This is a genomic window from Streptomyces sp. NPDC059224 (genome assembly GCF_042754285.1).
In the GTDB taxonomy this organism is placed as follows: domain Bacteria; phylum Actinomycetota; class Actinomycetes; order Streptomycetales; family Streptomycetaceae; genus Streptomyces.
In genome coordinates this window covers 16812-41568 of record NZ_JBHZAN010000045.1, presented here as the reverse complement: position 1 = coordinate 41568, position 24757 = coordinate 16812, and the positions used below count along the sequence as shown (strand labels likewise).

General features: G+C 71.7%; 20 protein-coding genes and 2 pseudogenes. 19 read left to right on the top strand and 3 right to left on the bottom strand.

Annotation, left to right across the window (positions count from 1 at the left end):
• Positions 1 to 130 precede the first annotated feature (130 nt).
• The 3 genes from ACFXI4_RS37575 to ACFXI4_RS37565 all read left to right on the top strand — a co-directional run bounded on the left by ACFXI4_RS37575 (position 131) and on the right by ACFXI4_RS37565 (position 3018).
• Positions 131 to 889, top strand: a complete 759-nt coding sequence (locus ACFXI4_RS37575; protein ID WP_384999972.1) for an SDR family oxidoreductase — start codon at positions 131 to 133, stop codon at positions 887 to 889.
• Between the two features lie 71 nt (positions 890 to 960).
• Entirely contained in the window at positions 961 to 1578 is a 618-nt protein-coding gene (locus ACFXI4_RS37570) for a VOC family protein (protein ID WP_384999970.1), read from the top strand.
• 216 nt (positions 1579 to 1794) lie between these two features.
• Complete coding sequence (locus ACFXI4_RS37565; protein WP_384999967.1) at positions 1795 to 3018, top strand: cytochrome P450; 1224 nt, start codon at positions 1795 to 1797, stop codon at positions 3016 to 3018.
• 25 nt (positions 3019 to 3043) lie between these two features.
• On the opposite strand, the gene ACFXI4_RS37560 is transcribed toward ACFXI4_RS37565, so the two are convergent.
• Complete coding sequence (locus tag ACFXI4_RS37560; RefSeq protein WP_384999964.1) at positions 3044 to 3655, bottom strand: DJ-1/PfpI family protein; 612 nt, start codon at positions 3653 to 3655, stop codon at positions 3044 to 3046.
• Positions 3656 to 3860: 205 nt separating this feature from the next.
• Here ACFXI4_RS37560 and ACFXI4_RS37555 point away from each other — a divergent pair, with 205 nt between their 5' ends.
• Together ACFXI4_RS37555 and ACFXI4_RS37550 are read left to right on the top strand one after the other, a co-directional pair.
• Positions 3861 to 4097, top strand: a complete 237-nt coding sequence (locus ACFXI4_RS37555) for a DUF6400 family protein (RefSeq protein WP_384999961.1) — start codon at positions 3861 to 3863, stop codon at positions 4095 to 4097.
• 87 nt (positions 4098 to 4184) lie between these two features.
• Positions 4185 to 4688 (top strand): hypothetical protein, encoded by a 504-nt coding sequence (locus ACFXI4_RS37550; protein ID WP_384999958.1) that lies wholly within the window; start codon positions 4185 to 4187, stop codon positions 4686 to 4688.
• A gap of 52 nt (positions 4689 to 4740) precedes the next feature.
• Here the strand turns inward: ACFXI4_RS37550 and ACFXI4_RS37545 are convergent, their stop codons facing one another.
• Positions 4741 to 5094: a DUF805 domain-containing protein gene (locus tag ACFXI4_RS37545; RefSeq protein ID WP_362728273.1), complete on the bottom strand. Its 354-nt coding sequence runs from the start codon at positions 5092 to 5094 to the stop codon at positions 4741 to 4743.
• A gap of 187 nt (positions 5095 to 5281) precedes the next feature.
• Between ACFXI4_RS37545 and ACFXI4_RS37540 the strand changes: the two genes are divergently transcribed.
• The 7 genes from ACFXI4_RS37540 (at position 5282) to ACFXI4_RS37510 (ending at position 14149) form a co-directional block, all read left to right on the top strand.
• Positions 5282 to 6118, top strand: coding sequence for a hypothetical protein (locus ACFXI4_RS37540; RefSeq protein WP_384999954.1), 837 nt, complete (start codon positions 5282 to 5284; stop codon positions 6116 to 6118).
• 108 nt (positions 6119 to 6226) lie between these two features.
• The gene (locus ACFXI4_RS37535; RefSeq protein ID WP_362728277.1) at positions 6227 to 6991 is read left to right on the top strand and encodes a TIGR03936 family radical SAM-associated protein; all 765 of its coding nucleotides are present in this window, start codon (positions 6227 to 6229) and stop codon (positions 6989 to 6991) included.
• A 277-nt stretch (positions 6992 to 7268) separates the two neighbouring features.
• On the top strand, positions 7269 to 11450 hold the full coding sequence (locus tag ACFXI4_RS37530; protein WP_384999951.1) for a ribonuclease E/G: 4182 nt from the start codon (positions 7269 to 7271) through the stop codon (positions 11448 to 11450).
• A gap of 268 nt (positions 11451 to 11718) precedes the next feature.
• Positions 11719 to 12039: a 50S ribosomal protein L21 gene (gene rplU / locus ACFXI4_RS37525; protein WP_007381993.1), complete on the top strand. Its 321-nt coding sequence runs from the start codon at positions 11719 to 11721 to the stop codon at positions 12037 to 12039.
• A gap of 14 nt (positions 12040 to 12053) precedes the next feature.
• Positions 12054 to 12308, top strand: coding sequence for a 50S ribosomal protein L27 (rpmA, locus tag ACFXI4_RS37520; protein ID WP_020940020.1), 255 nt, complete (start codon positions 12054 to 12056; stop codon positions 12306 to 12308).
• A 157-nt stretch (positions 12309 to 12465) separates the two neighbouring features.
• The gene (gene obgE / locus ACFXI4_RS37515) at positions 12466 to 13908 is read left to right on the top strand and encodes a GTPase ObgE (protein ID WP_362728491.1); all 1443 of its coding nucleotides are present in this window, start codon (positions 12466 to 12468) and stop codon (positions 13906 to 13908) included.
• Positions 13909 to 13966: 58 nt separating this feature from the next.
• The gene (locus tag ACFXI4_RS37510; RefSeq protein ID WP_384999946.1) at positions 13967 to 14149 is read left to right on the top strand and encodes a hypothetical protein; all 183 of its coding nucleotides are present in this window, start codon (positions 13967 to 13969) and stop codon (positions 14147 to 14149) included.
• Between the two features lie 377 nt (positions 14150 to 14526).
• Here ACFXI4_RS37510 and ACFXI4_RS37505 read toward each other — a convergent pair.
• Positions 14527 to 14835 (bottom strand): annotated as a pseudogene (locus tag ACFXI4_RS37505) (NAD(P)H-binding protein); the annotation flags it as partial.
• Between the two features lie 116 nt (positions 14836 to 14951).
• On the opposite strand from ACFXI4_RS37505, the pseudogene ACFXI4_RS37500 reads away from it, so the two are divergent.
• The 7 genes and pseudogenes from ACFXI4_RS37500 to ACFXI4_RS37470 form a co-directional block, all read left to right on the top strand.
• Positions 14952 to 15131 (top strand): annotated as a pseudogene (locus ACFXI4_RS37500) (LysR family transcriptional regulator); the annotation flags it as partial.
• Positions 15132 to 15690: 559 nt separating this feature from the next.
• The gene (locus ACFXI4_RS37495; RefSeq protein ID WP_385000032.1) at positions 15691 to 15930 is read left to right on the top strand and encodes a hypothetical protein; all 240 of its coding nucleotides are present in this window, start codon (positions 15691 to 15693) and stop codon (positions 15928 to 15930) included.
• 244 nt (positions 15931 to 16174) lie between these two features.
• Positions 16175 to 17725 (top strand): alkaline phosphatase D family protein, encoded by a 1551-nt coding sequence (locus ACFXI4_RS37490; protein WP_384999943.1) that lies wholly within the window; start codon positions 16175 to 16177, stop codon positions 17723 to 17725.
• Between the two features lie 609 nt (positions 17726 to 18334).
• The gene (locus tag ACFXI4_RS37485; RefSeq protein WP_384999940.1) at positions 18335 to 19111 is read left to right on the top strand and encodes a hypothetical protein; all 777 of its coding nucleotides are present in this window, start codon (positions 18335 to 18337) and stop codon (positions 19109 to 19111) included.
• Positions 19112 to 19439: 328 nt separating this feature from the next.
• Complete coding sequence (locus tag ACFXI4_RS37480; protein ID WP_362729219.1) at positions 19440 to 20939, top strand: bifunctional cytidylyltransferase/SDR family oxidoreductase; 1500 nt, start codon at positions 19440 to 19442, stop codon at positions 20937 to 20939.
• 182 nt (positions 20940 to 21121) lie between these two features.
• Positions 21122 to 23203 (top strand): hypothetical protein, encoded by a 2082-nt coding sequence (locus ACFXI4_RS37475; protein ID WP_385000028.1) that lies wholly within the window; start codon positions 21122 to 21124, stop codon positions 23201 to 23203.
• Positions 23204 to 23583: 380 nt separating this feature from the next.
• The gene (locus ACFXI4_RS37470) at positions 23584 to 24744 is read left to right on the top strand and encodes a glycosyltransferase family A protein (protein ID WP_362732299.1); all 1161 of its coding nucleotides are present in this window, start codon (positions 23584 to 23586) and stop codon (positions 24742 to 24744) included.
• The last annotated feature ends 13 nt before the right edge of the window (positions 24745 to 24757 follow it).

Here is a 24757-nt window from a genome sequence, read left to right as displayed (position 1 = left end):
GCCATGCGGACGGCCGCCGGTCTCATCTCCCGCGCCGCGTCCCGCACTTCCGCCCCGCCGGCCCCTGCGACGACTTCCTCTCCGAGGACAGCCGGGGCGCCGGCCCCTGTACGCAGTGGAGGCGGTGGCCATGAGCGGTGACGGTGGCGAGCGCGGCGGCGCACGCGGGGAACTGGCCGGGCAGACGGTCGTGGTGGTGGGCGGCAGCGCGGGCATCGGCCTGGAGACCGCGCGGCAGGTACGGGCGGCCGGCGGTGAACTGGTGCTCGTGGCGCGCAACGCCGAGCGTCTCCAGCGGGCCGCGGACGAACTGCACCCGCGGAGTACGGCCGTGTTCGACGCCTTCGACACCGCCCGTACGGAGCGCTTCTTCGAAGAGCTGCCCGGGCATGCCGACCACGTGCTGGTGACGGCGGGCAGCCCGGCGTACACGCCCTTCGGCGAACTTGATCTGACCGACGCCGGAAGGGACTTCGGCGGGCGGCTCGCCATGGTGCTCGCGGTGGCGCGGGGGAGCAGGGGGAAGGTCAGGGCCGGCGGGGCGCTGCTGTTCATCGGCGGCACCGGCGGCCGGCGGCCCGCGCCCGGGATGGCGGTGACCGGCGCGCTCACCGCGGCGCTGCCCGCGCTGATCGCCAACCTGGCGCTGGAGGTCGCCCCGGTCCGGGTCAACCTCATCGCGGCCGGCTTCGTGGACACACCGCTGTCGGCCTCCCTGCTGGGCGACCGAATCGACGCGCGGCGCGAGGAGTTGAGGAAGACGTTGCCCATCGGGCGGGTCGTCGGTCCGGCCGACGTCGCCGCCCTCGCGGTGCACCTCATGGTCAACGACGCCCTCACCGGCGCCACCTACGACATCGACGGCGGCCAGCAGCTCCTCGCGCACTGAGGCCCCTTGTGCGCGCCTTGTCGCGGGTCCGGCCGTCGCCGGTGCTCCCTCCGAGACGGGAAGTGCGAACCATGGACATGAAACTCGAGGTCGTCGTGGTACCGGTGTCCGACGTGGACCGGGCCAAGGACTTCTACACGGCGCTGGGCTGGCGGCTCGACGCGGACGTCGCCACCGACGGGGAGTTCCGGGTGGTGCAGGTGACCCCGCCGGGTTCCCCGGCGTCGGTCATCTTCGGTGAGTCGGTCACCGAGCAGGCGCCCGGCTCGGCCCGGGGACTGCACCTGATCGTCGACGACATCGACACCGCGCACGACGAGCTGGCACGGCACGGCGCCCACCCCAGCGAGGTGTTCCACGACGCCGGCGGTGTCTTCCACCACGCCGACGGCGACGCCCGGGTGTCCGGTCCCGCACCGCAGCACGACAGCTACGGCTCCTTCCTGTCGTTCAGCGACCCGGACGGCAACGGCTGGCTCCTCCAGGAGGTCACCGACCGGCTGCCGGGGCGGCTGGATCCCGCGGTCACCTCGTTCGCCTCGGCCGAGGACCTGGCGAGCGCCCTGCGGCGGGCCGAGGCCGCCCACGGCGAGCACGAGGCACGCACCGGCGCGGCGGACCCTGACTGGCCCGACTGGTACGCGCGGTACATGGCGAGCGAGCAGGCCGGGACCGAACCACCCACGTGAGCCGGGACGCCGCAAAGGATCCCGGGGACACGTCCCCGGGATCCCGCGCGGGCGGGAGCCGGGACGCCGGGAGGCCCCGTGGTCACGCGCCGGGAGCGACGCCGGCGTACCCCCGCGGCCCGCCCCCTGTGGCCGCCGAGACGAGCCCCGGTACCGCCCGTCCGGCCCGCCCGGAGCCCCAGGAGACATCCCCAGGAGACCCCCTCAGGAGACACCATGAAGCCCGGCACCCTCTCCGCGCAGATCCTCGACCCCGCCAACCGAGCCGACCCCTACCCGCTCTACGCGGAGCTGCGCAGGACGCCGGTCATGCGGGATGACGACGGCACATACCTGGTCAGCACGTACCACGAGGCACGCAGCCTGGCCAACGACCCGCGGCTGAGCCAGGACGCGCGCAACCGCCCGGCCGGCTACGACCGGCCCGCGCAGCCGGAGGAGGAGACAGGGCTGCCGCCGAGCTTCATCTTCACCGACCCGCCCGAACACGACCGGCTGCGCGCCGTCTTCAACCGGCCGTTCGGGCCCCCGCACAGCCCCGGGTTCGTCGACAGCCTGCGCGGCGAGCTGGCCGCGGTGGTCAGCGGGCTGCTGGACCGCTTCGAGGGCAAGGACCAGGTCGACATCGTCGAGGACTTCGCCTACCCCCTGCCCGTCACCGCCATCTGCCGGGTCCTCGGCGTGCCCCGCGAGGACGAGCCGCGGTTCCACGGCTGGGCCGACGCCGTCGCCTCCGGCATCGACCCGCAGCGCGGCGGACTCGGCCAGGAGGAGATCCTGGCGGCGCGCCAGGAACTGAGGACCTACCTGGCCGAGCTGATCGAGACCAGACGCCGGCATCCCGGCCCGGGTCTGCTCAGCGCCCTCGCGCCGCAGACCGAGCCGGGCGGCAGCCTGACACCCGGAGATCTCGTGGCCACCGCGGTACTGCTGCTGGTCGCGGGCCATGAGACCACCGTCAACCTGATCACCAACACCACACTCACCCTGCTGCGCCACCCCGACGTCCTGGAGAGGTTCAGGACCGAACCGGGCCTGGCCGTGCCGCTCATCGAGGAGATGCTGCGCTACGAACCGCCGGTCCAGTTCGTCCCGTTCAACGTCGCCCTGGCCGACATCGAGCTCGCCGGCACCATCATTCCCAAGGGCTCGCCGGTCTGGATCATGGTGGCCGCGGCCAACCGCGATCCAAGCCGCTTCGAGGACCCCGACCGCTTCGATCCGGACCGTGGGGACAACGAACACCTCGGCTTCTACACCGGCGTCCACTACTGCTTCGGCGCCCCGCTCGCCCGGGTCGAGGCACACCTCGCGCTGCCCGAACTGTTCCGCCGGGTCGGGAGCCTCCGGCTGCTCGAAGACCCGCCGCCGTACCGCGCCAACGCCGTGCTGCGCGGCCCCCGCCACCTCCCCGTGGCGACGGCGGGCCTCACGGCCTGAGCACGCCGGCGGCGCCCGGCCGCCGTCAGCGTGAAGCCGCGGTCTCGGCCGTGCGGACGGCGCGCAGGGCGCGGTCGACGGTCTCCTGGTTCTCGCCCACCGGGGCCACGTAGTCGAGGACCCCGCGTGCCGCGTCCTCGCCGAGGGTCCGGGTGATCACCCAGGTGGCGAGATACTGGGACGCCAGGCAGCCGCCGGCCGTCGCGATGTTCCCCTCGGCGTGGAACGGCGTGTCCAGGACGGTGACCCCGGCCGCCTCGACGAAGGGCCGGCTCCTGCGGTCCGTGCAGACGGGCATGGCGTCCACCAGACCGAGCCGCGCGAGCACCAGCGCGCCCGAGCACTGCGCGCCGACCAGCTGTCGGGACGGGTCGAGCCGCAGCCGGGAGACCAGCCGGTCGTCGGTGACCACCTCCCGTGCCTTCACCCCGCTGCCGACCAGCACCACATCGGCTTCGGTCACGAACTCCATCGGGCGCTGCCCGGTCACCTCGACGCCGTTCATGGACGTGACCACCGGCGTCGGTGTCGTGATGAAGGCCTCCAGGCCGTCCTTGCGGCACCGGTTGATCAGCGCGGCGGCGACGAAGCTGTCGAGTTCGTTGAATCCGTCGAAGGTGAGTACGGCTACCTGCATGGCGTCTCCTCGGAGCGCAACGGGGGCGAACGGGGGCGCGAACCTCGCAGCAGGCCCGGGACCGGGCCGCGGGCCGATCCGCATCCGGTGGCCGTTCGCGGACACCCTACCGAGGCCGCCCCTCCGGCGACCTGCTCGATGAGCTGCTGTGAGGTGTCCCACGGACTCTTGTCCCACGTGGACCCGGCTGCCTAAATTCGGTCATATGTCCAGTTCTGATGCCCCCCTTCCCGCCGGACCGGTCGACTTCACCGTCGATCTCACCGGGCACGAGATGACCCGGCGCGCCCACGTCATGGCCGCCCTCGGCGCCGACTGGGACCCCGTGGCGGCGCTGCGGGGCGAGGAGGAGGCGTACGACATGCTGTACTCCGGGCTCGACGACGAGCAGCAGCGGCTGTACGACTCGCTCGTCGCCGCCGGGGTACTGCCCCGCCGCTGACCCCACTGCCGGCCCCGCGCCCCCCGCCGGCGACGAAACCGTGACACGACCGCCATGGCAGGCGCACGGACAGGCCGCACAATCGGGATGACCGAAGGCCGGTGCGACACGGGGGAGCTGGCGGGCATGGAACTGGAACTCGGCTACGACCTGCTGGGCAGCAGGCTGCGCTCCATCGGGGACGTTCCTGTCACCTACGGCCGGTGGGGCGGCAGGCCGCACGCGCTCGGACCGCATCCGCTGGAGTACGACATGCTCGGCAGCCGGCTGCGGTGGATCGGCGACATCGAGATCGGGTACGGCCGCCTGGGCACCGTTCCGAGAACGTTCGGTACCTGGGACGTCGACTGCGCCGCCTGGTCCGGGATCCCGCGCAGCGTCGGGCCCTACGCGGTGCAGCACCCGAGGCTCAGCGGCCGGGCGAAGGCGGTCGGCCCGCTCGTCCTGTCGTACGACGCCCTCGGCACACGCCCCCGTCGCGTCGCGCTCCCCAAGGACCTGTCCGTGCTCCCCGACGACCTCCTGCGTGTCCTCTTCCTGGTCCTGTACCTCCAGGCCGAACGCAACAAGAAGGCGTCCGCCGCCTCGTAGACGGCCGAAGGCCCGCCGGACGGATCCGGCGGGCCTTCGGGGTGACGGCGGCTCAGACGGCGGGCGAGTACTTCGGGTTGTCGCCGTACTGGTTCTGCTCCGGCTTGCCCTCGGAGGCGAGCCACACCAGCAGGATGATCCAGCCGACCAGCGGGATGATGCCGACCAGGACCGCCCAGCCGGAACGGCCGGTGTCGTGCAGCCGGCGGACCGCCACGCCCAGGCCGGGCAGGAAGACCGCGAGGTCGTAGATGAGGCCGAGGGCGGCGAACCCGATGACCCGCCCGACGACCAGCAGCACGATGCTGATGATCGCGTTGAACAGGAAGAACATCCAGTATTCCTGCCGGCGCGCGCGGCCGCTGAACACCGCGTACTTCTTCAGTACGTCCAGGTACCAGTTCATTGCTCGTCCCCCAAGGATCCAAGAAAGGCTCAAGTTGTGGCTGGCGCCCAGCAAATCAAGCCGCGGTGGCCGGTTCCATCCAGATTGGCGTGTGCGGGTCAACCGTTACCGTGTCGCCGCCGTTCGGTGATCAAGGGCGGCCGATCGCATCCGCGCGGCACGCGACAGCGTCTGTATGGCTATGGCCATGAACACGCAGCAACAGCCGCAGCGGCAGCCGCAACCGCAGACACCGCAGCCCGAGGGGTGCCTCGTCGTCGCGATCAGGATCCCCGTCCGTGTCTTCGTGTTCCTCGTGGTCCTGCCGGTACGGCTGCTCTGGGACGCCTTCGCCCGGTTCCTGTGGCGCCACCTCGTCGTCGCCGTCTCGCGATTCCTCTGGCGGTACGTCCTCACCCCGGCCGGCCGGGCCGTCGCCTGGCTCCTGCACGTCCTCCTCGTCGTCCCGCTGACCTGGCTGTACCGCTACCTGCTCACCCCCCTCGGTCACGGCCTCGCCTGGCTCTACGCGCGCGTGCTCACCCCGGTCGGGCACGCGGTGCTCCGGCTCCTCGCACCCGTGGGCAAAGCCCTCGCCTGGATGACCGGGCAGCTCGCCACCGCCCTGTACTGGACCGCGCGGATCCTCCTCGTGCTGCCCGCCGTCGCCCTGTGGCGCTGGATCCTCACCCCGGTCGGCCACGTCCTCGGCATCGTCCTCAGGGAGATCCTGGACGCCCTCGGCCACGCCTGGCGGGCCGCCGGACACGTCGCACGGGCCCTCGGGCGGGTTCTCGGGACCCTCTTCCGGTGGATCCTCCTGGAGCCCGCGCGCCTGCTCTACCGGACCGTCCTCACCCCGGTCGGACACGTCGTGCGCGACCTCGTGCTGCACCCCGCCGCCCAGGTCGCACGGGCCGTCTCCCGCGCCGTCCGGCAGGCCCGCGCCGACCTGCGCCGCGCCCTGTTCGGCGAGCCGGCCCGCCCGCAGGCCGTGGACCGGCGGGAACCCGTCGGCCGCGACACACGTACTCTTGATGGATAGCAGGACACGGCAGCACGGCCCCCGCGGCACGGCTGCTCTCACCAGAACCACGAAGGACTGACGACACTGGGCAAGCGACAGCCCGAAGGCCCGCCGCCCGCACCGGCGGTGCAGCGCATCCGACTGCGCTACACCAAGCGCGGCCGCCTCCGGTTCACCAGCCACCGTGACTTCCAGCGCGCCTTCGAGCGTGCGCTGCGCCGCGCCGAGGTGCCCATGGCGTACTCGGCGGGGTTCACACCGCACCCCAAGGTGTCGTACGCCAATGCCGCACCCACCGGCACCGGCAGCGAGGCCGAGTACCTGGAGATCGCGCTCACCGCGCCCCGCGACCCGGAGCGCCTGCGGATCCTCCTCGACGAGTCCCTGCCCGCCGGGCTCGACATCGTCGACGCGGTCGAGGCCCGCACGTCCGGGCTGGCCGACCGGCTCACCGCCTCCGTGTGGGAGCTGCGGCTGGCCGGACTGGACCCGGAACGGGCCGCGCAGGCCGTCACCGCGTTCAACGCGGCCGACGCCGTCGAGGTCCAGCGCATGACCAAGAACGGCGTCCGGACCTTCGACGCCCGCCCCGCGGTCGTACAACTTGAAACGCACAATGAAACGGCTGATAGGCCGAGCGACCAGCCCTGTGCGATACTGCGGCTGGTTGTTCGGCACGTGACGCCTGCCGTACGACCCGACGACGTCCTGTCCGGTCTCCGCGCCGTGGCCGACCTGGCGCCGCCGGTCCCCGCAGCGGTGACCAGGCTGGCGCAGGGGCTGCTCGATGAAGAGACCGGCACGGTGACCGACCCGCTCGCGCCCGACCGCGAGGCAGTGGCGGCCCTCTCGAAGGCCGAACCCGCCGCCGCCGCGACGGCGCCGGCGTAAGGAAGGTCCCGCGAAGGACGGACGTCGTACGCGCAGCCCTTGTACTCGGGAGCCACCTGGGTCGGGCGGCGCACCGACCAGAAGACTTTCGCCAGGCCGTCCGCGACAAGGCGTACGGAACCGGCGAGACAGGACACAGAGAGCTCCTGTGCGGCGCCCGCGCCCCACACGGCGGCACCGCGCATCGCGCGAGCCGCGGACGTCACCGGCGGTCGCTCGAACCGATCGACGCCGGACCAGGCGCGGCGCCCGGGAGCCTGACGGGAGAACCGCCCGCATGCTCGAACCGACTGAGCCCATCGAGGGCTCCGAACCGAACACCCCCAGCGACACCCTGCCGCCGCGCAGGCGTCGCCGTGCCGCGTCCCGCCCGGCGGGACCGCCCGCCGCGACCGAGGCCGTGGCCGAGATCACCACGCCGGCCGTGCCGGCCGCCGAGTCGTTCCCCGCCGAGCCCGCAGAGGCCGACGAGGAGACGGCAGAGACCCTGGCAGCGGCCGAGACCGTCGAGACCGCAGAGACCGCGGAGGACGTCGCGCCCGCTCCGCGTGGCCGCCGTCGGGCGACCCGCCGGGCGTCCGCGCCCGCCGGTGCCCCGACGGGAGCCGCGGCCGTCGAGACGGCCGAGACCGTCCTTCCCGCGACCGCGGCCGCCACCGAGTCCGCCGCGACCGCGGCCGCCACCGAGTCCGCCGCGCCCGCGGCCGACGTCGAGACCGCCGTGCAGAGCGACGAGGAGGCCGCGCCGCGCCGGACGCGCCGGCGTGCCACGCGTCGCGTCTCCACGCCCACCGAGGCGGCCGAGAAGGAAACGGCCGCCGAAGCCGTGGAGACAGTCGAGGCGTCCGCGGTTTCCGAGGCCCCTGAGTCCGCCGAGGCCCCCGCGGCCGCCGAGTCCGCCGAGGAGACGGTGCCCGCTCCGCGTGGCCGCCGTCGGGCCTCCCGCCGGGCGTCCGCGCCCGCCGGTGCCCCGGTGACGGACGAGACCGCCACCGACACCACCGGTACCACCGAGGCCGTCGCGGCCGCCGAGGCTGTCGAGGAGCCCGCGGCCGCCGCCGAGACCACCGGGACCGGCGGGGGCACCCCCGCCCCCGAGGCCGAGCCCACCACGCCCGCGCCCCGCACCCGGCGCCGCGCCACCCGCCGGGTCGCCGCGCCCGCCGGTGCGCCCGAGAGCGCCGCCGAGACCCCCGCCGCGGCGCAGCCGCAGGCCGTCGAGGCCCCGGCCGTCACCTCCACCACCGAGACCCCCGCCGTCGAGGAGCCGGAGACCGAGTCCCCGCGGCGCCGGCGCCGGGTCGTACGCCAGGCCGCCATCGGGTTCTCCGAGCCCGCCGCCACGGCCGCCGAGGACGACGCCCAGCGCCGTCCGGCCCGGCCCGCCGTGGCCGTGTTCCAGGCGCCCGTGTTCACCGAGCCGAAGTTCCAGACCCCGGAGCGGGCCGCCGCCGAAGCGGCCGCCGTGGCCGCGGTCGCGGAGGAGCCCGAGGAATCCGAGGAATCCGAGGAGAGCGCCCCGTACCGGCCGGAGCCGGCCGAGCAGGCCGAGCAGGCCGAGACCGGTTCGCGCCGCCGTCGCCGGCGCCGGGGTGCCGCAGAGGAGACCCCGGCCGCCCGGCCCGCCGCCGAGGACGAGACCGAGGAGCCGGAGGAGTCCGCCGAGGAGGCCGAGGACGCCGCCGACGGCGAGGACGAGGCCGAGGAGGCCGGATCCCGCCGCCGTCGCCGCCGCGGAGGCCGCCGCCGCCGTCGTGGCGACGCCGGTGACGGTGAGGGCGGCGACGCCGACGGCGACGAACTCGCCGCCGAGCAGGCCGACGAGGACGCCACGGACACCGCCGACCAGGAGGAAGAGGACGACGAGGAGGCCCACGACGAGGCCGGCGGCTCCTCCTCCAGCAGCCGTCGCCGCCGTCGCCGCCGGCGTCGCGCCGGGGACAGCTCCGGCGACGCCGAGCCTGGCGAGAACGACCCGGAGCGCACGGTCGTCAAGGTCCGCGAGCCCCGCAAGCCGTCCGAGCCGTCCGACGAGGTGCAGTCCATCAAGGGCTCCACGCGTCTGGAGGCCAAGAAGCAGCGCCGCCGCGAAGGCCGCGAGCAGGGCCGCCGACGCGTCCCGATCATCACCGAGGCCGAGTTCCTGGCCCGCCGCGAGGCCGTCGAGCGCGTGATGGTCGTACGCCAGCACGGCGACCGCACCCAGATCGGCGTCCTGGAGGACGGCGTGCTCGTCGAGCACTACGTCAACAAGGAGCAGGCCACCTCGTACGTCGGCAACGTCTACCTGGGCAAGGTCCAGAACGTGCTGCCCTCGATGGAGGCCGCCTTCATCGACATCGGCAAGGGCCGCAACGCCGTCCTGTACGCCGGCGAGGTCAACTTCGAGGCCCTGGGCATGGCCAACGGGCCGCGCCGCATCGAGGCCGCCCTCAAGTCCGGCCAGTCGGTCCTCGTCCAGGTGACGAAGGACCCGATCGGTCACAAGGGCGCCCGCCTGACCAGCCAGGTCTCCCTGCCGGGCCGCTACCTCGTGTACGTGCCCGAGGGCTCGATGACCGGCATCAGCCGCAAGCTGCCCGACACCGAGCGGGCCCGGCTGAAGACCATCCTCAAGAAGATCGTCCCCGAGGACGCGGGTGTCATCGTGCGCACCGCCGCCGAGGGCGCGAGCGAGGACGAGCTGCGCCGTGACGTCGAACGGCTCCAGGCGCAGTGGGAGGAGATCCAGAAGAAGTCGAAGAACGGCAACGCCCCGGCGCTGCTGTACGGCGAGCCCGACATGACCGTCCGGGTCGTCCGCGACATCTTCAACGAGGACTTCTCGAAGGTCGTCGTCAGCGGCGACGACGCCTGGGAGACCGTCCACGGCTACGTCGCGCACGTCGCCCCCGACCTCACCGGCCGGCTGTCCAGGTGGACCTCCGAGGTCGACGTCTTCGCCACCTACCGGATCGACGAGCAGCTCGCCAAGGCCCTGGACCGCAAGGTCTGGCTGCCCAGCGGCGGTTCGCTCGTCATCGACCGGACCGAGGCGATGGTCGTCGTCGACGTCAACACCGGCAAGTTCACCGGCCAGGGCGGCAACCTCGAGGAGACGGTCACCAGGAACAACCTGGAGGCGGCCGAGGAGATCGTCCGCCAGCTGCGGCTGCGCGACCTCGGCGGCATCATCGTCATCGACTTCATCGACATGGTCCTGGAGTCCAACCGGGACCTGGTGCTGCGCCGCCTGCTCGAATGCCTCGGGCGCGACCGTACGAAGCACCAGGTGGCCGAGGTGACCTCGCTGGGGCTCGTCCAGATGACCCGCAAGCGCGTCGGACAGGGCCTGCTGGAGTCCTTCTCCGAGACCTGCGTGCACTGCAACGGCCGTGGCGTCATCGTCCACATGGAGCAGCCGAGCTCCGGTGGCGGTGGCGGTGGCAAGCGCAAGAAGCGCGGCCGTGGCGGCGACGGGCACGAGCACGACCACGACCTGCACGAGACCCACACGGCCGTGGCCGACGGGGCCGTCGAGCACGCCGAGGCCGTCCAGGCGGTCGAGACGGCGGCGGAGGTCGCGGCCGAGGCCGCCGTCCCCGTCGCGCTGCCCGCCCCCGACTTCGCACCGGACGAGGAGCTCTACAGCAGCGTCGCCGAGGCGGAGGCCGCGGCCGGCCGCGGCCGTAGCCGCCGCCGGGCGAGCCGCCGGGCCTCCGCTCCGGCCGGGGCGCCCAGGGAACGCGCGGGCCGCAACCGGGGCACGGAGTCCGAGACGTCGGCCGCCCAGGCCGAGCCCGAGGTGCTGCCGGAACCCGCCGCCGAGGCGCACGCCGAACCGGTCGCCGTGGAGGACCCGGTCGTCCAGGCCCCCGAGGCGCCGGAGCCCCCGGCCGCCGAGGAGACCGCCCCCCAGGGCCGTACCCGTCGCCGGGCCACCCGGAAGGTGTCGGCGCCCGCCGGCTCCCCGGCAGGGTCCGAGCAGGCCGTGGTGACCGTCGTCGCCGAGACCGCTCCGGCGGCCGAAGCGGTGGCCGAACCGGCGGTGGAGACGGCCGCGGAGCCCGAGGCGGCCGCGCCCGCCGAGAGCGCCGCACCGGCCCGCCCGCGCCGCCGCGCGGTGCGCAAGGCCACCGCGCCGGCCGCGTCGGAGGAGACGGCCGTCGTGGTCGTACCGTCGGCGGAGGCCCCCGAGCAGTCGGAGGCACCGGTCGTCCCGGAGGCCGCCGAGGTCGCCGAGGTCGCGGCCGAGGGCGTCGAGGAGGCCGCTCCGGCCAAGAAGACGGCCCGTAAGACGGCTGCCAAGAAGACCGCCGCGAAGAAGACGGCGGCGAAGAAGACGGCCGCCAAGAAGACCGCGGCCAAGAAGACGACGGCCAAGACGACGGCGAAGAAGGCGGCCAAGACCGCCAAGACCGCCGCCGCCAAGTCGACGGCGAAGAAGACCACCACGGTCGCCGCCTCCGACGAGGCCTGACACCCGGGTACGGGACCGGTCCTGGTGACCGGTCCCGTCCTTCGTGGGGCCTGCTCCGAGTGACCGGCCCCACACCTCTCGGGGCCCGGTTTGACCCCCTCGGCCACCGCCCCGTACCCTTGACCGTCGGCGTGTCCATGGATATGAGGACGTGCCACATCCCCGTAAACCTCTTCCTCCGGAGCACACGGTGTTCCGGAGAGGCCGCCCGCGTGCCGGACGGCTGGACTGCGGGGGTGCCGTTCCCGAGCGAGAGAGTGAGATCCGCGTGTACGCCATCGTGCGCAGCGGTGGTCGCCAGCACAAGGTTGCTGTCGGCGACATCGTTGAGGTTGACAAGATTTCCACCGCCAAGGTTGGCGACACGGTCGAGCTCTCGACCCTGCTCGTTGTCGACGGCGACGCTGTGACCAGCGACCCGTGGGTCCTGGCCGGCATCAAGGTCCAGGCCGAGGTCGTGGACCACCACAAGGGCGTCAAGATCGACATCCTTCGCTACAAGAACAAGACCGGTTACCGCCGTCGTCAGGGCCACCGCCAGCAGTACACGGCGATCAAGGTCACTGAGATCCCCGCGGCTGCGAAGTAAGGGACTGAGGAGAGATGGCACACAAGAAGGGCGCATCGTCCACCCGTAACGGTCGTGACTCCAACGCTCAGCGCCTCGGCGTGAAGCGCTTCGGCGGTCAGGTCGTCAACGCGGGCGAGATCCTGGTCCGTCAGCGCGGCACCCACTTCCACCCCGGCGCGGGCGTCGGCCGTGGCGGCGACGACACGCTGTTCGCGCTGCAGCCCGGCGCGGTGGAGTTCGGTACCCACCGCGGCCGCAAGGTCGTGAACATCGTTCCGGTCGCCTGAGTCCCGGTCTTCTGACCTGACGGCTCCCAGTCCTGCGACTGGACGGCTCAGACCCGACGTATCGCGAGGCGGACCTCACTTCCCGATCGGGAAGGCGGGTCCGCCTTTCGCGTGTTGACATAGGTATCACCCCGTAAGTAACTGGAGGCACACCACCATGACCACCTTCGTGGACCGCGTCGAGCTGCACGTCGCCGCGGGTAACGGAGGCCACGGCTGTGCCTCCGTACACCGGGAGAAGTTCAAGCCGCTCGGCGGCCCCGACGGCGGCAACGGCGGCCGCGGCGGCGACGTCATCCTGACGGTCGACCAGTCCGTGACGACCCTCCTGGACTACCACCACTCCCCGCACCGCAAGGCCACCAACGGCAAGCCCGGCGAGGGCGGCAACCGGGCCGGCAAGGACGGACAGGACCTCGTCCTGCCGGTGCCCGACGGCACCGTGGTGCTGGACCGGGCCGGCAACGTCGTCGCCGACCTCGTCGGCCACGGCACCTCGTACGTCGCCGCCCAGGGCGGCCGCGGCGGCCTCGGCAACGCGGCCCTCGCCAGCGCCCGCCGCAAGGCCCCCGGCTTCGCCCTGCTCGGCGAGCCCGGTGACCTCCAGGACGTCGTCCTGGAGCTGAAGACCGTCGCCGACGTGGCCCTGGTCGGCTACCCCAGCGCCGGCAAGTCCTCGCTGATCTCGGTGCTGTCGGCCGCCAAGCCGAAGATCGCCGACTACCCGTTCACCACACTGGTCCCCAACCTCGGTGTGGTGACGGCCGGTTCGACCGTCTACACCATCGCCGACGTCCCCGGACTCATCCCCGGCGCCAGCCAGGGCAGGGGCCTCGGCCTGGAGTTCCTGCGTCACGTCGAGCGGTGCAGCGTCCTCGTCCACGTCCTGGACACCGCCACCCTGGAGTCCGAACGTGACCCCGTCTCCGACCTCGACGTCATCGAGGAGGAGCTCAAGCAGTACGGCGGCCTCGACAACCGGCCCCGGATCGTCGTCCTCAACAAGACCGACGTCCCCGACGGCAAGGACCTCGCCGACATGGTCCGCCCCGACCTGGAGGCCCGCGGCTACCGCGTCTTCGAAGTCTCCGCGGTCGCCCATCTCGGCCTGCGCGAGCTGTCCTTCGCGCTCGGTGACCTGGTCGCCCAGGCCCGTGCCGCCAAGCCCAAGGAGGAGGCGACCCGGATCGTCATCCGGCCCAAGGCCGTTGACGACGCCGGCTTCACCGTCACCCAGGAGGAGGACGGTCTCTTCCGGGTACGCGGCGAGAAGCCCGAACGCTGGGTGAGGCAGACCGACTTCAACAACGACGAGGCCGTCGGCTACCTCGCCGACCGCCTCAACCGCCTCGGTGTGGAGCAGGAGCTGATGAAGGCGGGCGCCCGCAGCGGCGACGGCGTCGCCATCGGTCCCGAGGACAACGCCGTCGTCTTCGACTGGGAGCCGACCATGATGTCCGGCGCCGAGATGCTCGGCCGCCGCGGCGAGGACCACCGCTTCGAGGAGCAGCGCCCCGCCGTGCAGCGCCGCCGCGACCGCCAGGCGGAGCGCGACGAGTCGCTGCGCGAGTACGACGACTTCGACCCGTTCGAGGAGTGACGGGAAGCGGGCGGGGAGGCGCCGGGCGGCCGCGGGTGTCCAGCCCGTCACGGCCGGCTTGAGCACCTCCTCGCACCACTGCCGGAACGTCGTCGGCGTCGTCGACCCGGGGGTGCGCGGCCCGGCGTTGTCCAGGCCCCTGTTCTTCGCCTCGAACATGTCGACCAGAGCCTGTGCCGTCCCCTCGCTCCCGAAGCCGGTCACGCGCTCCCTGAACGCCGCGCCGGTGATCTGCCGGTAGCCGACCTCGGTGCCGAGCACCGCGGAGACGGTCCGGGCCATGTCGTTCGGCGACAGGTCCTCGGGACCGAGGCAGGCGACGTCGCCGGACCTCGTCCAGGTGGTGTCGAACAGCAGCCGCACGGCAGCCGCGGCGTGTCCCGGGCGGCCACGGCCGGATCCTTCGGATCCGGGTCGGCCATCATGAAGAACAGGCCCTGCTCCCTGATCGCCCCGACCTGGTCGAGCAGGTTGTGCGTGAACTTCCGGGCAGGCCACCGCCCGGAAGTTCACTCCTGACGCGGCGATCAGGTCGCACATCGCCCGCGAGAAGGTCGCCGCACCTGCGTGCTCCGCGAGCGGTGTGCCACGGCCCAGCGCCGTGACGGCGACGACCCGCCGGACGCCGTGCCGGGCGAACGCCCGCGCCGCGGGACGGGTGAAGTCGGCATAGGCCGCGTCGGCGGTCGGTGCGTCCGCGTCGTCCGGCGCCAGCCAGAAGACCGCCTCCGCGTCCGCGCAGGCCCGGTCGATCACGGCCTCGTCCCCGTGCGAGCCCTCGACGATCTCGGCCCGCTCCCGACCCCGGGGGGCGAGCCGCGAGGCGTCCCGGGTGACCAGACACGGCTTCTCCCCGCGGCCGAGCAGGTCGTCGACGATCAGACGGCCGATGGTGCCGGTGGGTGCGGTGATGACGTACACGTACATGCCTCCACGTACATGCCTCTCGTCGTGATGGTGCGCGGAGAGCTCGCCCGGGGCCGGTCCGCCGCCCCCGCTCCCGCCGGCGAGCACCACTGTCCGCGGCACACCGTCCCGAGGCCATGCAAGGACGAGCAGCAAATCCTTGCCGCATGCGCAAAGACGCAGCTCAGGAGGGCGACTTTGATCGATCTCAGTCTGCTGCGGTCCTGGGCGCCCTGCTTGAGGAGAACAGCGTGACGCGGGCCGCCGAGCGCCTCGGCACCTCGCCCGCGGCGGTCAGCCGCACCCTCGCCCGGCTGCGCCGGGCTGTCGGCGACCCGCTGCTGGTGCGTGCAGGGCAGGCCCTTGTCCTCACCCCGGGCGCCCTCGAACTCCGCGACCAGGTCGCCGAGCTGCCGCGCGGCTTCGACGACGTCCTGCGGCCGGGCGCCGGCTTCGGCCCCGTCCATCTCCGGCGCACCTTCACCGTGCAGACCACCGAACCGCTCCTCGTGGGCCTGGCCGGCACCCTCACCGACCACGTCCACGCCGAGGCCCCGCACGTGGACGTCGTCTTCGTGCCGGAGGCGCTGGAGGGCGGTCCCGCGCTGCGCCAGGGCCTGGCCGACGTCGAACTGGGCGTCCTCGGCCACCTGGACCCCAAGATCCGTACCCGCCGGCTCACCCGCAGGACCCTGGTCGGCGTCGCCCGCGCCGGACACCCGCTTCTCCAGGGGCGGATCACCGTCCGCCGGTTCGCCGCCGCCGGTCACATCGGCATCTCCCGGCACGGCAGACGCCTCGGCCCCATCCCGCGCCCTCGACGGACTCGGCCTCCCACGCCGTATCGCCGTCGTCGTCCCCAGCCACTTCAGCGCGATGATGCTCGCCCGCACCACCGACCTCGTCGCGCTCACCGTCGCCGGCTGGCTCGACGACACCATCGAGGCGCTGGGCCTGCGCACCTTCCCGATCCCGCTCGACCTGGATCCCCTCTACTTCGGCATGGCCTGGCACCCGCGCAACTCGGCCGCCCCAGGCCACCGCTGGTTCCGCGACCGGCTGGCGTCGGCGGTCACGGCCACCGTCCCCACGGAGGCCGTCCCCCGCTGCGGCTGACCTGGGGTGACGGGTCGCCAGGGTCTCGGCCGCGCGGGGCGACGGGGACCGACGTTAGGTGACGCGGCCGAGACGGCGTCAGCTTCGAGGCTCCAGAGGCCTGTTCCTCTGGCAGCGGGGTCGCCCGCTGTCCCCCTAGTTGTCATGCGCACGAATGCTTTCGTTCAGCGCGGGGGACGTCCGCCCGTGGGAGCTTCCGAAGGCCAGACCGTTCACGAGGCCACTGTGGCAAGGGAGTCCGCGCATGACCGGAGCACCATCGCCCGACCGTCGCCGCTTTCTGACCGCCGGTGCCGCCGTCCTCACGGCCGCCGCATCCGCCCAGCTCTGGCTGCCCGCCTCGGCACAGGCGGCCGAAACCCCCCTGCCCGACGGCGTGTTCAGCCTGGGTGTCGCCTCCGGCGACCCGCTCCCCGACGGCATCGTGCTCTGGACCCGGCTGGCCCCCGACCCCCTCGACGGCGGCGGCATGCCCGACACCGTCGTCCCCGTCGCCTGGGAGGTCGCCGAGGACGAGCGGTTCCGCCGGGCCGTCCGCCGGGGCACCGCCCACGCCCGGCCCGAGTACGGGCACAGCGTGCACGTGGACGTACGAGGACTGCGTCCCGGCCGCACCTACTGGTACCGCTTCCGTGCCGGCGGCCGGATCTCCCCGGCCGGCCGCACCCGCACCGCACCCCACCCCCACGCCGCCGGGGGCTCCCTGCGCATGGCCCTCGCCTCCTGCCAGAACTGGCAGCACGGCTACTTCACCCCGTACGCCGACATGCTCGCCCAGGACCCCGACGTCGTCCTCTTCGTCGGCGACTACATCTACGAGTCCACACCGTCCTCGGCCGGCCCGCGCCGCCACGAGGGGACCGGAGAGCCCTACACGCTGGCGCAGTACCGCAACCGCTACGCCCAGTACCGCAGCGATCCCGACCTCGCCGCGATGCACGCGAACGCGCCCTGGGTGGTCACCTTCGACGACCACGAGGTCGACAACGACTGGGCCGGCCAGGTCCCGCAGGACCCCGACAAGCAGTCCCACGACGCGTTCGTCGCCCGGCTGACCGCCGCCTTCCGGGCCTACTACGAGCACATGCCGGTCCGCGCCACCGCGATCCCCGACGGACCGCACATCCAGATGTACCGCCGCCTGGAGTTCGGCCGCCTCGCCCGGCTCAACGTCCTCGACACCCGGCAGTTCCGCAGCGACCAGGTCACCGGCCAGGCGGCCGCCGAGGACCCCTCCCTCACCATGCTCGGCGCCGCGCAGAAGCGATGGCTCCTGGACGGTCTGCACCGTTCACCGGCCCGCTGGAACCTGATCGCCTCGCAGATCATGATGGCCGAGACCGACATCCTGCCCGGTGACGGAAAGCTCTGGTACTACGACGCCTGGGACGGCTACCAGGCCGAGCGCAACGCCCTGCTGGGCGAGTTCGCCTCGATCCGCAATCCCGTCGTGCTCAGCGGCGACCGGCACCTCACGATGATCAGCGACCTGAAGAAGGACTTCGCCGACCCGTCGTCGGACGTGGTCGGCGCCGAGTTCGTCGGCACCTCCGTCTCCAGCAACGGCGACCAGGACCAGGCCGCCTTCCACGCCCAGTTCGACCCGCTGAAGCCCGACAACCCGCACTGGAAGGTCATCGACGCCCACCGCGGCTACCACCTCTTCGACATCCGCCGCGACGGCATCGACGCGCGCGTGCGGGTCGTCGACACCGTCGTCAGGCCGCAGGCCACCGCGAGCACCTTCGCGTCCCTGCGTGTCGAGTCGGACGAGCCGGCCGTACAGGTCGTTTGACGGGCGCGTCCGGCATGCGGTCCCTGTGACGGGTGAACCGGGCGCGCCGACAGTGAAGTCCGTGGAAACGGGAGCCTGGGACTCATCTGTGTCCCAGGCTTCTCTCAGGTGAACCCAAGGTGAACCTCTTACCTTTCGTTGACCATGGAGACGGACTGCACGAGAGGCGAAGCCCGGTGAACAACGCCCCCCTAGGCCCCCTAGGCCCCGTGAGCCCCACCGGTCCCCTGGTCGCCGTGCCCGCAGGCACCCGCCTGCTGCACATCGGCCCGCACAAGACCGGCACCACGGCCGTCCAGGGCGCCCTGTTCGCCGCGAAGGGCAAGCTGCCCGAGCACGGCGTGGAGTTCCCGGCGACCAGCCGGCACCCCATGGAGGCCGCCCTGGCCGCCTGCGCCCGGCCCGCGATGATGGGCGACATCGCGCCCACCGAGAAGCACTGGACACGACTGATCGGGCAGGTCGAGGCCACCGGCTCCCGGTCCTCCGTGATCAGTAAGCGAGTTCTTCGCCGACGCCTGCGACGACGAGACCGTCGCCCGCGTCGTCGAGCAGCTCGGCGGCGACCGCGTCCACGTCCTCGTCACCCTGCGCCCGATCGCCCGGATCATGCCCTCGCAGTGGCAGCAGTACGTGCAGAACGGGCTGCGCATGGGCTACGAGGGCTGGCTGGACCACATGCTGCGCAAGGCCCCCTACGAGAAGCCCACCCCCAGCTTCTGGCGCCGGCACCGGCACGACCGGCTCGTCGAACGCTGGATCCGGGCGGTCGGCGCCGACCGGCTCACCGTCGTCGTGGTCGACGACCGCGACCGCGACGGCCTGATGCGCACCTTCGAGGCGCTGCTCGGCCTGCCCGAAAACCTCCTCCGGCCCGTCCCGGACACGGCGAACCGCTCCCTGACCCTCGCCGAGACGGAAATGCTGCGAAAGCTCAACGTGGAATTCCGTGGCAATGGGCTGCCGGACGAGCTCTATTCCAAGCTCGTCCGCAACGGTGCCGTCATGCATATGAAGAACACGTGCAGTCCCACCGCCGAGGACGTGAAGATCTCCACCCCCGACTGGGCCGTCGAGGCCGCCGGCCGCATCGGCGCGGAGATGGTGGAACACATCGGCGCCACGGGCGTCCGCGTCGTCGGCGACCCGTCCCTGCTCTCCGCCGATCCCCGGCAGCGCACAGGGACCGCCGGCCCGGCCGTCGCGGAGGCCCGCATCGCGCCGGAGGCCGCCGCCCAGGCCCTGTACGGCGCACTCGCCGCGGCGGCCGCGGCCCCGGTGCGCCACACCGCAGAGGCGAAATCCCGCACGGTGCACCAGACGTCGTCGAAGGAACTCATACGGGTGCTGGGGCACCGATGTCTGAAGAAGCTGCGACGGGGCTGAGCCGGTCCTGTGCGCGGACAGCCTGGTTGCGGCACGGCAAAGGGTCCCGAGCGGGTCGAGTCAGCTGCGCTAAGGCGTGCACGCTGCACGTCTTAGCTCCGCTGTGACGTGCCACGCATCACTCACAGCAATCGGAATGACTTGTGCAGTTACTCACAGCAAATTCACGGAACTTTCTTGTATGCCTGAGGGGCGACGCCCATCACCAGCGCCGCAAGGTGAATGAAAGGTTGCGGGCACATATGCACCGGACGGCGCTCACCTTGCACACCGGTAACCGGAAGTGGGACCATTTCCAGGTTCCCTGATGCCTCAAGGTAGGTCACCTGTGTCACAGCACATAGCCAAGCCCCGAACCACCGCAGTGATCCTGGCCGGTGGCACCGGCCAGCGGGTGGGTCTGTCGATCCCCAAGCAGTTGCTGAAGATCGCCGGCAAGGCAGTCATCGAGCACACCCTGACCACCTTCGAGAAGGCCGACTCGATCGACGACATCATCGTGCTGATGGCGCCGGGCTACGTCCCCGACGTCGAGAAGATCGTCGCCAAGGCCGGGTTCACGAAGATCAAGAAGATCATCGAGGGCGGCAACACACGGAACGAGACCACCGAGCGCGCCATCGCGGCCCTCGGCGAGGGCCTGGCCGAGGGCGACGACCTCAACGTCCTCTTCCACGACGCCGTACGCCCCCTGCTGTCGCAGCGCGTCATCGACGACTGCGTGGCCGCACTGGAGCGCTACCAGGCCGTGGACGTCGCCATCCCGTCCGCCGACACCATCATCGTCACGCGGACGCACGGCCAGGACGGCGAGTTCATCACCGAGATCCCGGACCGCTCCCGGCTGCGCCGCGGCCAGACTCCGCAGGCGTTCAAGCTGTCCACGATCAAGCGGGCCTACCAGGTCGCCGACGGCGACCCGAACTTCCAGGCCACCGACGACTGCTCCGTCGTCCTCAAGTACCTGCCGGACGTGCCGATCCACGTCGTCGCGGGCGACGAGTACAACATGAAGGTCACTCAGCCCGTCGACGTCTTCATCGCCGACAAGCTCTTCCAGCTCGCCTCCACGGCCGCGCCCGAGCAGAACGGCGAGGACGACTACCGCGCGCTGCTCACCAACAAGACCATGGTGATCTTCGGCGGTTCGTACGGCATCGGCAAGGACATCGGCGAACTCGCCGAGTCCTACGGCGCGAACGTCTACGCCCTGGGCCGCTCCACCACCGGCACCCACGTGGAGAACCCGGAGGAGGTCGACGACGCGCTCTCCAAGGCGTACGCCGAGACCGGCCGGATCGACTACGTCGTCAACACGGCGGGCGTGCTGCGCATCGGCAAGCTCGCCGAGACCGACAACGCCACCATCGAGGAGGCGCTGAAGGTCAACTACCTGGCCCCGGTGCAGATCGCCCGCTCCAGCTACAAGTACCTCGCCGAGACCAAGGGTCAGCTGCTGCTCTACACCTCCAGCAGCTACACCCGCGGCCGCGCCGAGTACAGCCTCTACTCCTCGACCAAGGCCGCCATGGTGAACCTCACCCAGGCGCTGTCCGACGAGTGGGCCGGCGACGCCATCCGCGTCAACTGCATCAACCCCGAGCGCACCGCCACCCCGATGCGCACCAAGGCGTTCGGTCAGGAGCCGTCGGGCTCGCTGCTCTCCTCCGAGGCCGTCGCCCGCACCTCCCTCGACGTGCTGCTGTCCGAACTCACCGGCCATGTCATCGACGTCCGGCAGCAGGACCCGACGGCCGCCGCCGGTCAGGCCTCCGGGTTCGAGCAGGCGCTGGCCAGTGTCCTGGACCGACAGGACGGCGTGGCATAATCGACGTCCCTTAGTCATCTGTAATTCAGGCCTCTGTGGCTGCGCGTTCGCGGAGCAATCACAGGGGCCTGAACCGTAAGAATCCCCGATCGACGACCATCCAGATTGCCCGCAAGGTCAATTCCGGCCTTTTTGTCAGCAAAAGGTTCTCCGTGATATCCACCGCTATTCGCGTCGCCCGGGTGGGCAGCGCGGCCGAGCTGGCCGCGGCGGCACTCATGATGCTGGGCTTCCCCGTCCTCATGGTCGCCGCGCTCGTCCCGAGCGTCTACGCCTTCGCGGCCGCGGCCGCCGTCACGTACCTGGCGGACCACTACCTGCACCGCAAGGGCAGCTACCTCATCAACCGCCTGAGCAAGGTCCGGGCCGGTCTGTCGATCCGGTTCCTGATCCGGCAGCTGCTGCTGATCCTGCTGCTGGCCCGGATGGCCCTGTCGAACGACCTGATCTTCTACGGCGCGATCGCCTGCTTCATCGCCTTCTACGGCCTGCAGGCCCCGCACGGCGCGCTCGTCCAGCTGATCCGCAACCGCCGCCGGATGCCGGTCGCCACCCGCAACGTCGACCTGAAGTCCCGCATCCGGATCCCGGACGCCCCGCCGCAGGGACTGCTGGACCGCTCCGCCGAGAAGATGCTCCACCTCGACCTCGCGGCCGTCGTCGGCCTGCTCGTCTCGGCGATCACGGACAACGCGATCGCCGGTTTCGTCGGCATCGGCCTCACCCTCGCCCTGGGCTGCCTGTACGTCCTGGTGCTGATGCCGTACGTGCGCGGCCGCAAGACCCCGCCGGACGCGGACGCGGTGCTCGCGGCCGTCGACGACTGGATGAGCCAGTACAAGCCGGAGACCGTGCTGTACTTCTCCGGCTCCAAGGACTCCGCCTACCAGGTCAACATGTGGCTGGAGACCATGGAACAGCTGGACTCCCGCCCGCTGGTCCTGCTGCGCGAGCGGGTCATCCTGCAGAACCTCGCCCCGACCACGGTCCCCGTCATCTGCGTGCCCGGCGGTGTGCACCTGATGAACCTGGACCTCGCCACGGTCCGTGTCGCCCTCTACGCGGCCAACGTCGGCAAGAACATCCACCTGCTGCGCGTGCCCACCATGAAGCACGTCTTCATCGGCCACGGCGACAGCGACAAGCTGGCCAGCGTCAACCCGTTCAGCAAGGTCTACGACGAGGTGTGGACCGCGGGCCGCGCGGGCCGCGACCGCTACGCCATCGCCGACGTCGGTGTCCGCGACGACGACATCGTCGAGGTCGGCCGCCCGCAGCTGGCCCCCATCCAGAGCCGTCCGGCCGCCGCCGAGGACCGCTGCCCCACCATCCTCTACGCGCCCACCTGGGAGGGCTGGGACGGCAACCCCGGCAACACCTCCCTGGTTCTCGCCGGCGAGAACATCGTGAAGAAGCTGGTCAAGGCGGACCCGCCGGTCCGCGTCCTCTACAAGCCGCACCCCTTCACCGGCACCGTCAGCGCCAAGGCCGGCGCCGCCCACCGGCGCGTCACCGCCCTCCTGGAGAAGGCCGCCGCCAAGCGCGCCACCGACCCCCGCTTCACCGCCGACACGGCCGCCCAGACGGCGGCACAGGCCGACCTGACGCGGATCGAGGCCCGCCTGGCCGAGCTGGCCGGCGTCGGCGGCGAGAAGCGCGACGAGGCCGAGGCCAGCCGGGACGACGTCGTCGACCTGCAGAAGCACGAGGAGATCGCGCGGCTTCGGGCCGAGTGGAACGACGCCCACTGGCGTTCCTTCCCCGACCACCAGCACCGGGTCGTCACCGGCGCCGAACCGCACCTGTACGACTGCTTCAACGTCTCCGACGCGATGGTCTCCGACATCTCCAGCGTCGTCTCCGACTTCATCGCCAGCGGCAAGCCGTACGCCGTCACCGACTCCGCCGAAGTCGGCGAGGAGGAGTTCAAGCTGGCGAACACCGCCGTGCGCGCCGCCGTGATCCTCTCCAACAGCGCCAGGGAACTGGACGCCCTGCTGGACGCCGTACGCGACCCGTCGGCCGATCCCCTGGCACTGGAACGGGACGAACTCAAGCAGTACCTGCTGGGACCGGACGAGCCGACCTCCATCGAACAGTTCAACGCCGCGGTCGCCGCGCTCGCCCGCAAGGCCGAGACCCGCAACCTGGGCCAGGAGGCCCGGATCGCGGCCGGTGACCCCGAGGCGGCCGAACTCGCCGAGGTGCTGCCCGGCGACCCGGTGAAGGCCGCCGGAGAGGCCGAGGGCACGCCGACCGGCTGACCGCTCGCACCACGCCGCCGACGGGCTCGGTCCCGGGAGGAATCCCGGGACCGAGCCCGTCGGCATTTCTCCGGGCGTCACGTCTTACCTCTGCTTAGTCATGGGCGCCGTTCTTCTTACCCATGCTTCGCAGTCTTCGGTGAGCAGCTCTTACCGGGCGTCCGTACTGTCCGACGTAACCCGCTGTACACCGCACGGCTTGCTGCCCGTCATGTGACGTGTATCACTGGAGAGGCGCCCCAAGGCAACCGGTTGCGCCGGTCGGTCATCTGACACGTTGCGATCGAGATGACGCAGGGGGAACGCATCATTGACTAGGGGGAAACGTGACCGTGGCTACGCAGCCTGATGTGACTGTGATCATCGGGGCGTACGAAGCGATGCCGTATCTCGTCGAATGCCTGGCCTCCGTCGAGCGCCAGACCCTCGACCCGGCACGCATGGAGGTCATCGCGGTCGACGACGGCTCGACCGACGGCACGGGGGAGTACCTGGAGGAGTTCGCGGCCCGCGCGGCCATGCCGGTGACCGTGATCCGGCAGGAGAACTCCGGCGGCCCCAGCGGCCCCCGCAACGTCGGCCTCGGCAAGGCGGCCGGCCGGTACGTGTTCTTCCTGGACGCCGACGACCGGCTCGGCCCCGAGGCCCTCGCGCGCATGGTCGCCATGGCCGACAAGAACAGCACGGACGTCGTCCTCGGCAAGGTCGAGGGGATCAACCGCAAACCCCCGCGGTCCATGTGGGGCAAGACGCTCGACCGTACCGACGTCTTCTCCTCCAACGTCAAGTTCACGCTCAGCGCGCAGAAGCTGTTCCGCCGCGCGCTTCTCGAACAGCACGGCATGCGTTTCGACGAGTCCCTGTGGACCGGCGAGGACGCGCTGTTCACCATGGAGGCCTACCTGCGCGCCGACGGCGTCTCCGTGGTCGCCGACTACCCCTGCTACTACCTGGTCGGCCGCGAGGACGGCAAACACGTCACCAAGAGCGGCAGCTACACCCTCCGCTTCGACTCGGCACGCGCCTTGATGAACCTGATCGCCGACATGGTCCCCGCCGGACCGCGTCGTGACGCACTCATGGTCCGGCCCTTCCTGGTCACCCTGCTCCCGCAGTTCGGCCCCAGGTTCCTCAAGGACAGCGACGAAGTGCGCGGCAGGAAAATGGAGCTGGCCAAGCCGCTGATGGACGCCCACTGGAATCCGGAGATCGCCCGCCGGCTCAGGGTCCACGAACGGCTGCGGCTCCACCTGGTCGCCGTACAGCGCCCCGACCTCCTCCTGGACGTCGTCGAGTTCGTACGCGCCAAGAAGCAGGCCGGGGCCCTCGTGGAGAAGCGCGGCACCCGCGTCTACTTCGCCTACCCGCACTTCCGCGCCAGGGCGGCGGGCGTTCCCGACTGGATCTACCTCGCCGAGCCCCGCGAGGCCCGCACCGTCGCGGGCTACCGCGAGGACGCGGCCAACACCTTCCTGCGGCGCGCCCTGCGCAGGCTCCGCAGATCGCTGCCGACCCGGGAGGTCAAAGCGGCGGCGGCCTGACCGGGCGCCGGGC

Bases quoted from the DNA above. Each gene is read 5' to 3' on its own strand.
- ACFXI4_RS37575 (WP_384999972.1), top strand. From the start codon at position 131: ATGAGCGGTGACGGTGGCGAGCGCGGCGGCGCACGCGGGGAACTGGCC.
- ACFXI4_RS37570 (WP_384999970.1), top strand. From the start codon at position 961: ATGGACATGAAACTCGAGGTCGTCGTGGTACCGGTGTCCGACGTGGAC.
- ACFXI4_RS37565 (WP_384999967.1), top strand. From the start codon at position 1,795: ATGAAGCCCGGCACCCTCTCCGCGCAGATCCTCGACCCCGCCAACCGA.
- ACFXI4_RS37560 (WP_384999964.1), bottom strand. From the start codon at position 3,655: ATGCAGGTAGCCGTACTCACCTTCGACGGATTCAACGAACTCGACAGC.
- ACFXI4_RS37555 (WP_384999961.1), top strand. From the start codon at position 3,861: ATGTCCAGTTCTGATGCCCCCCTTCCCGCCGGACCGGTCGACTTCACC.
- ACFXI4_RS37550 (WP_384999958.1), top strand. From the start codon at position 4,185: ATGACCGAAGGCCGGTGCGACACGGGGGAGCTGGCGGGCATGGAACTG.
- ACFXI4_RS37545 (WP_362728273.1), bottom strand. From the start codon at position 5,094: ATGAACTGGTACCTGGACGTACTGAAGAAGTACGCGGTGTTCAGCGGC.
- ACFXI4_RS37540 (WP_384999954.1), top strand. From the start codon at position 5,282: ATGAACACGCAGCAACAGCCGCAGCGGCAGCCGCAACCGCAGACACCG.
- ACFXI4_RS37530 (WP_384999951.1), top strand. From the start codon at position 7,269: ATGCTCGAACCGACTGAGCCCATCGAGGGCTCCGAACCGAACACCCCC.
- rpmA (WP_020940020.1), top strand. From the start codon at position 12,054: ATGGCACACAAGAAGGGCGCATCGTCCACCCGTAACGGTCGTGACTCC.
- obgE (WP_362728491.1), top strand. From the start codon at position 12,466: ATGACCACCTTCGTGGACCGCGTCGAGCTGCACGTCGCCGCGGGTAAC.
- ACFXI4_RS37495 (WP_385000032.1), top strand. From the start codon at position 15,691: ATGATGCTCGCCCGCACCACCGACCTCGTCGCGCTCACCGTCGCCGGC.
- ACFXI4_RS37490 (WP_384999943.1), top strand. From the start codon at position 16,175: ATGACCGGAGCACCATCGCCCGACCGTCGCCGCTTTCTGACCGCCGGT.
- ACFXI4_RS37485 (WP_384999940.1), top strand. From the start codon at position 18,335: ATGCCCTCGCAGTGGCAGCAGTACGTGCAGAACGGGCTGCGCATGGGC.
- ACFXI4_RS37470 (WP_362732299.1), top strand. From the start codon at position 23,584: ATGCCGTATCTCGTCGAATGCCTGGCCTCCGTCGAGCGCCAGACCCTC.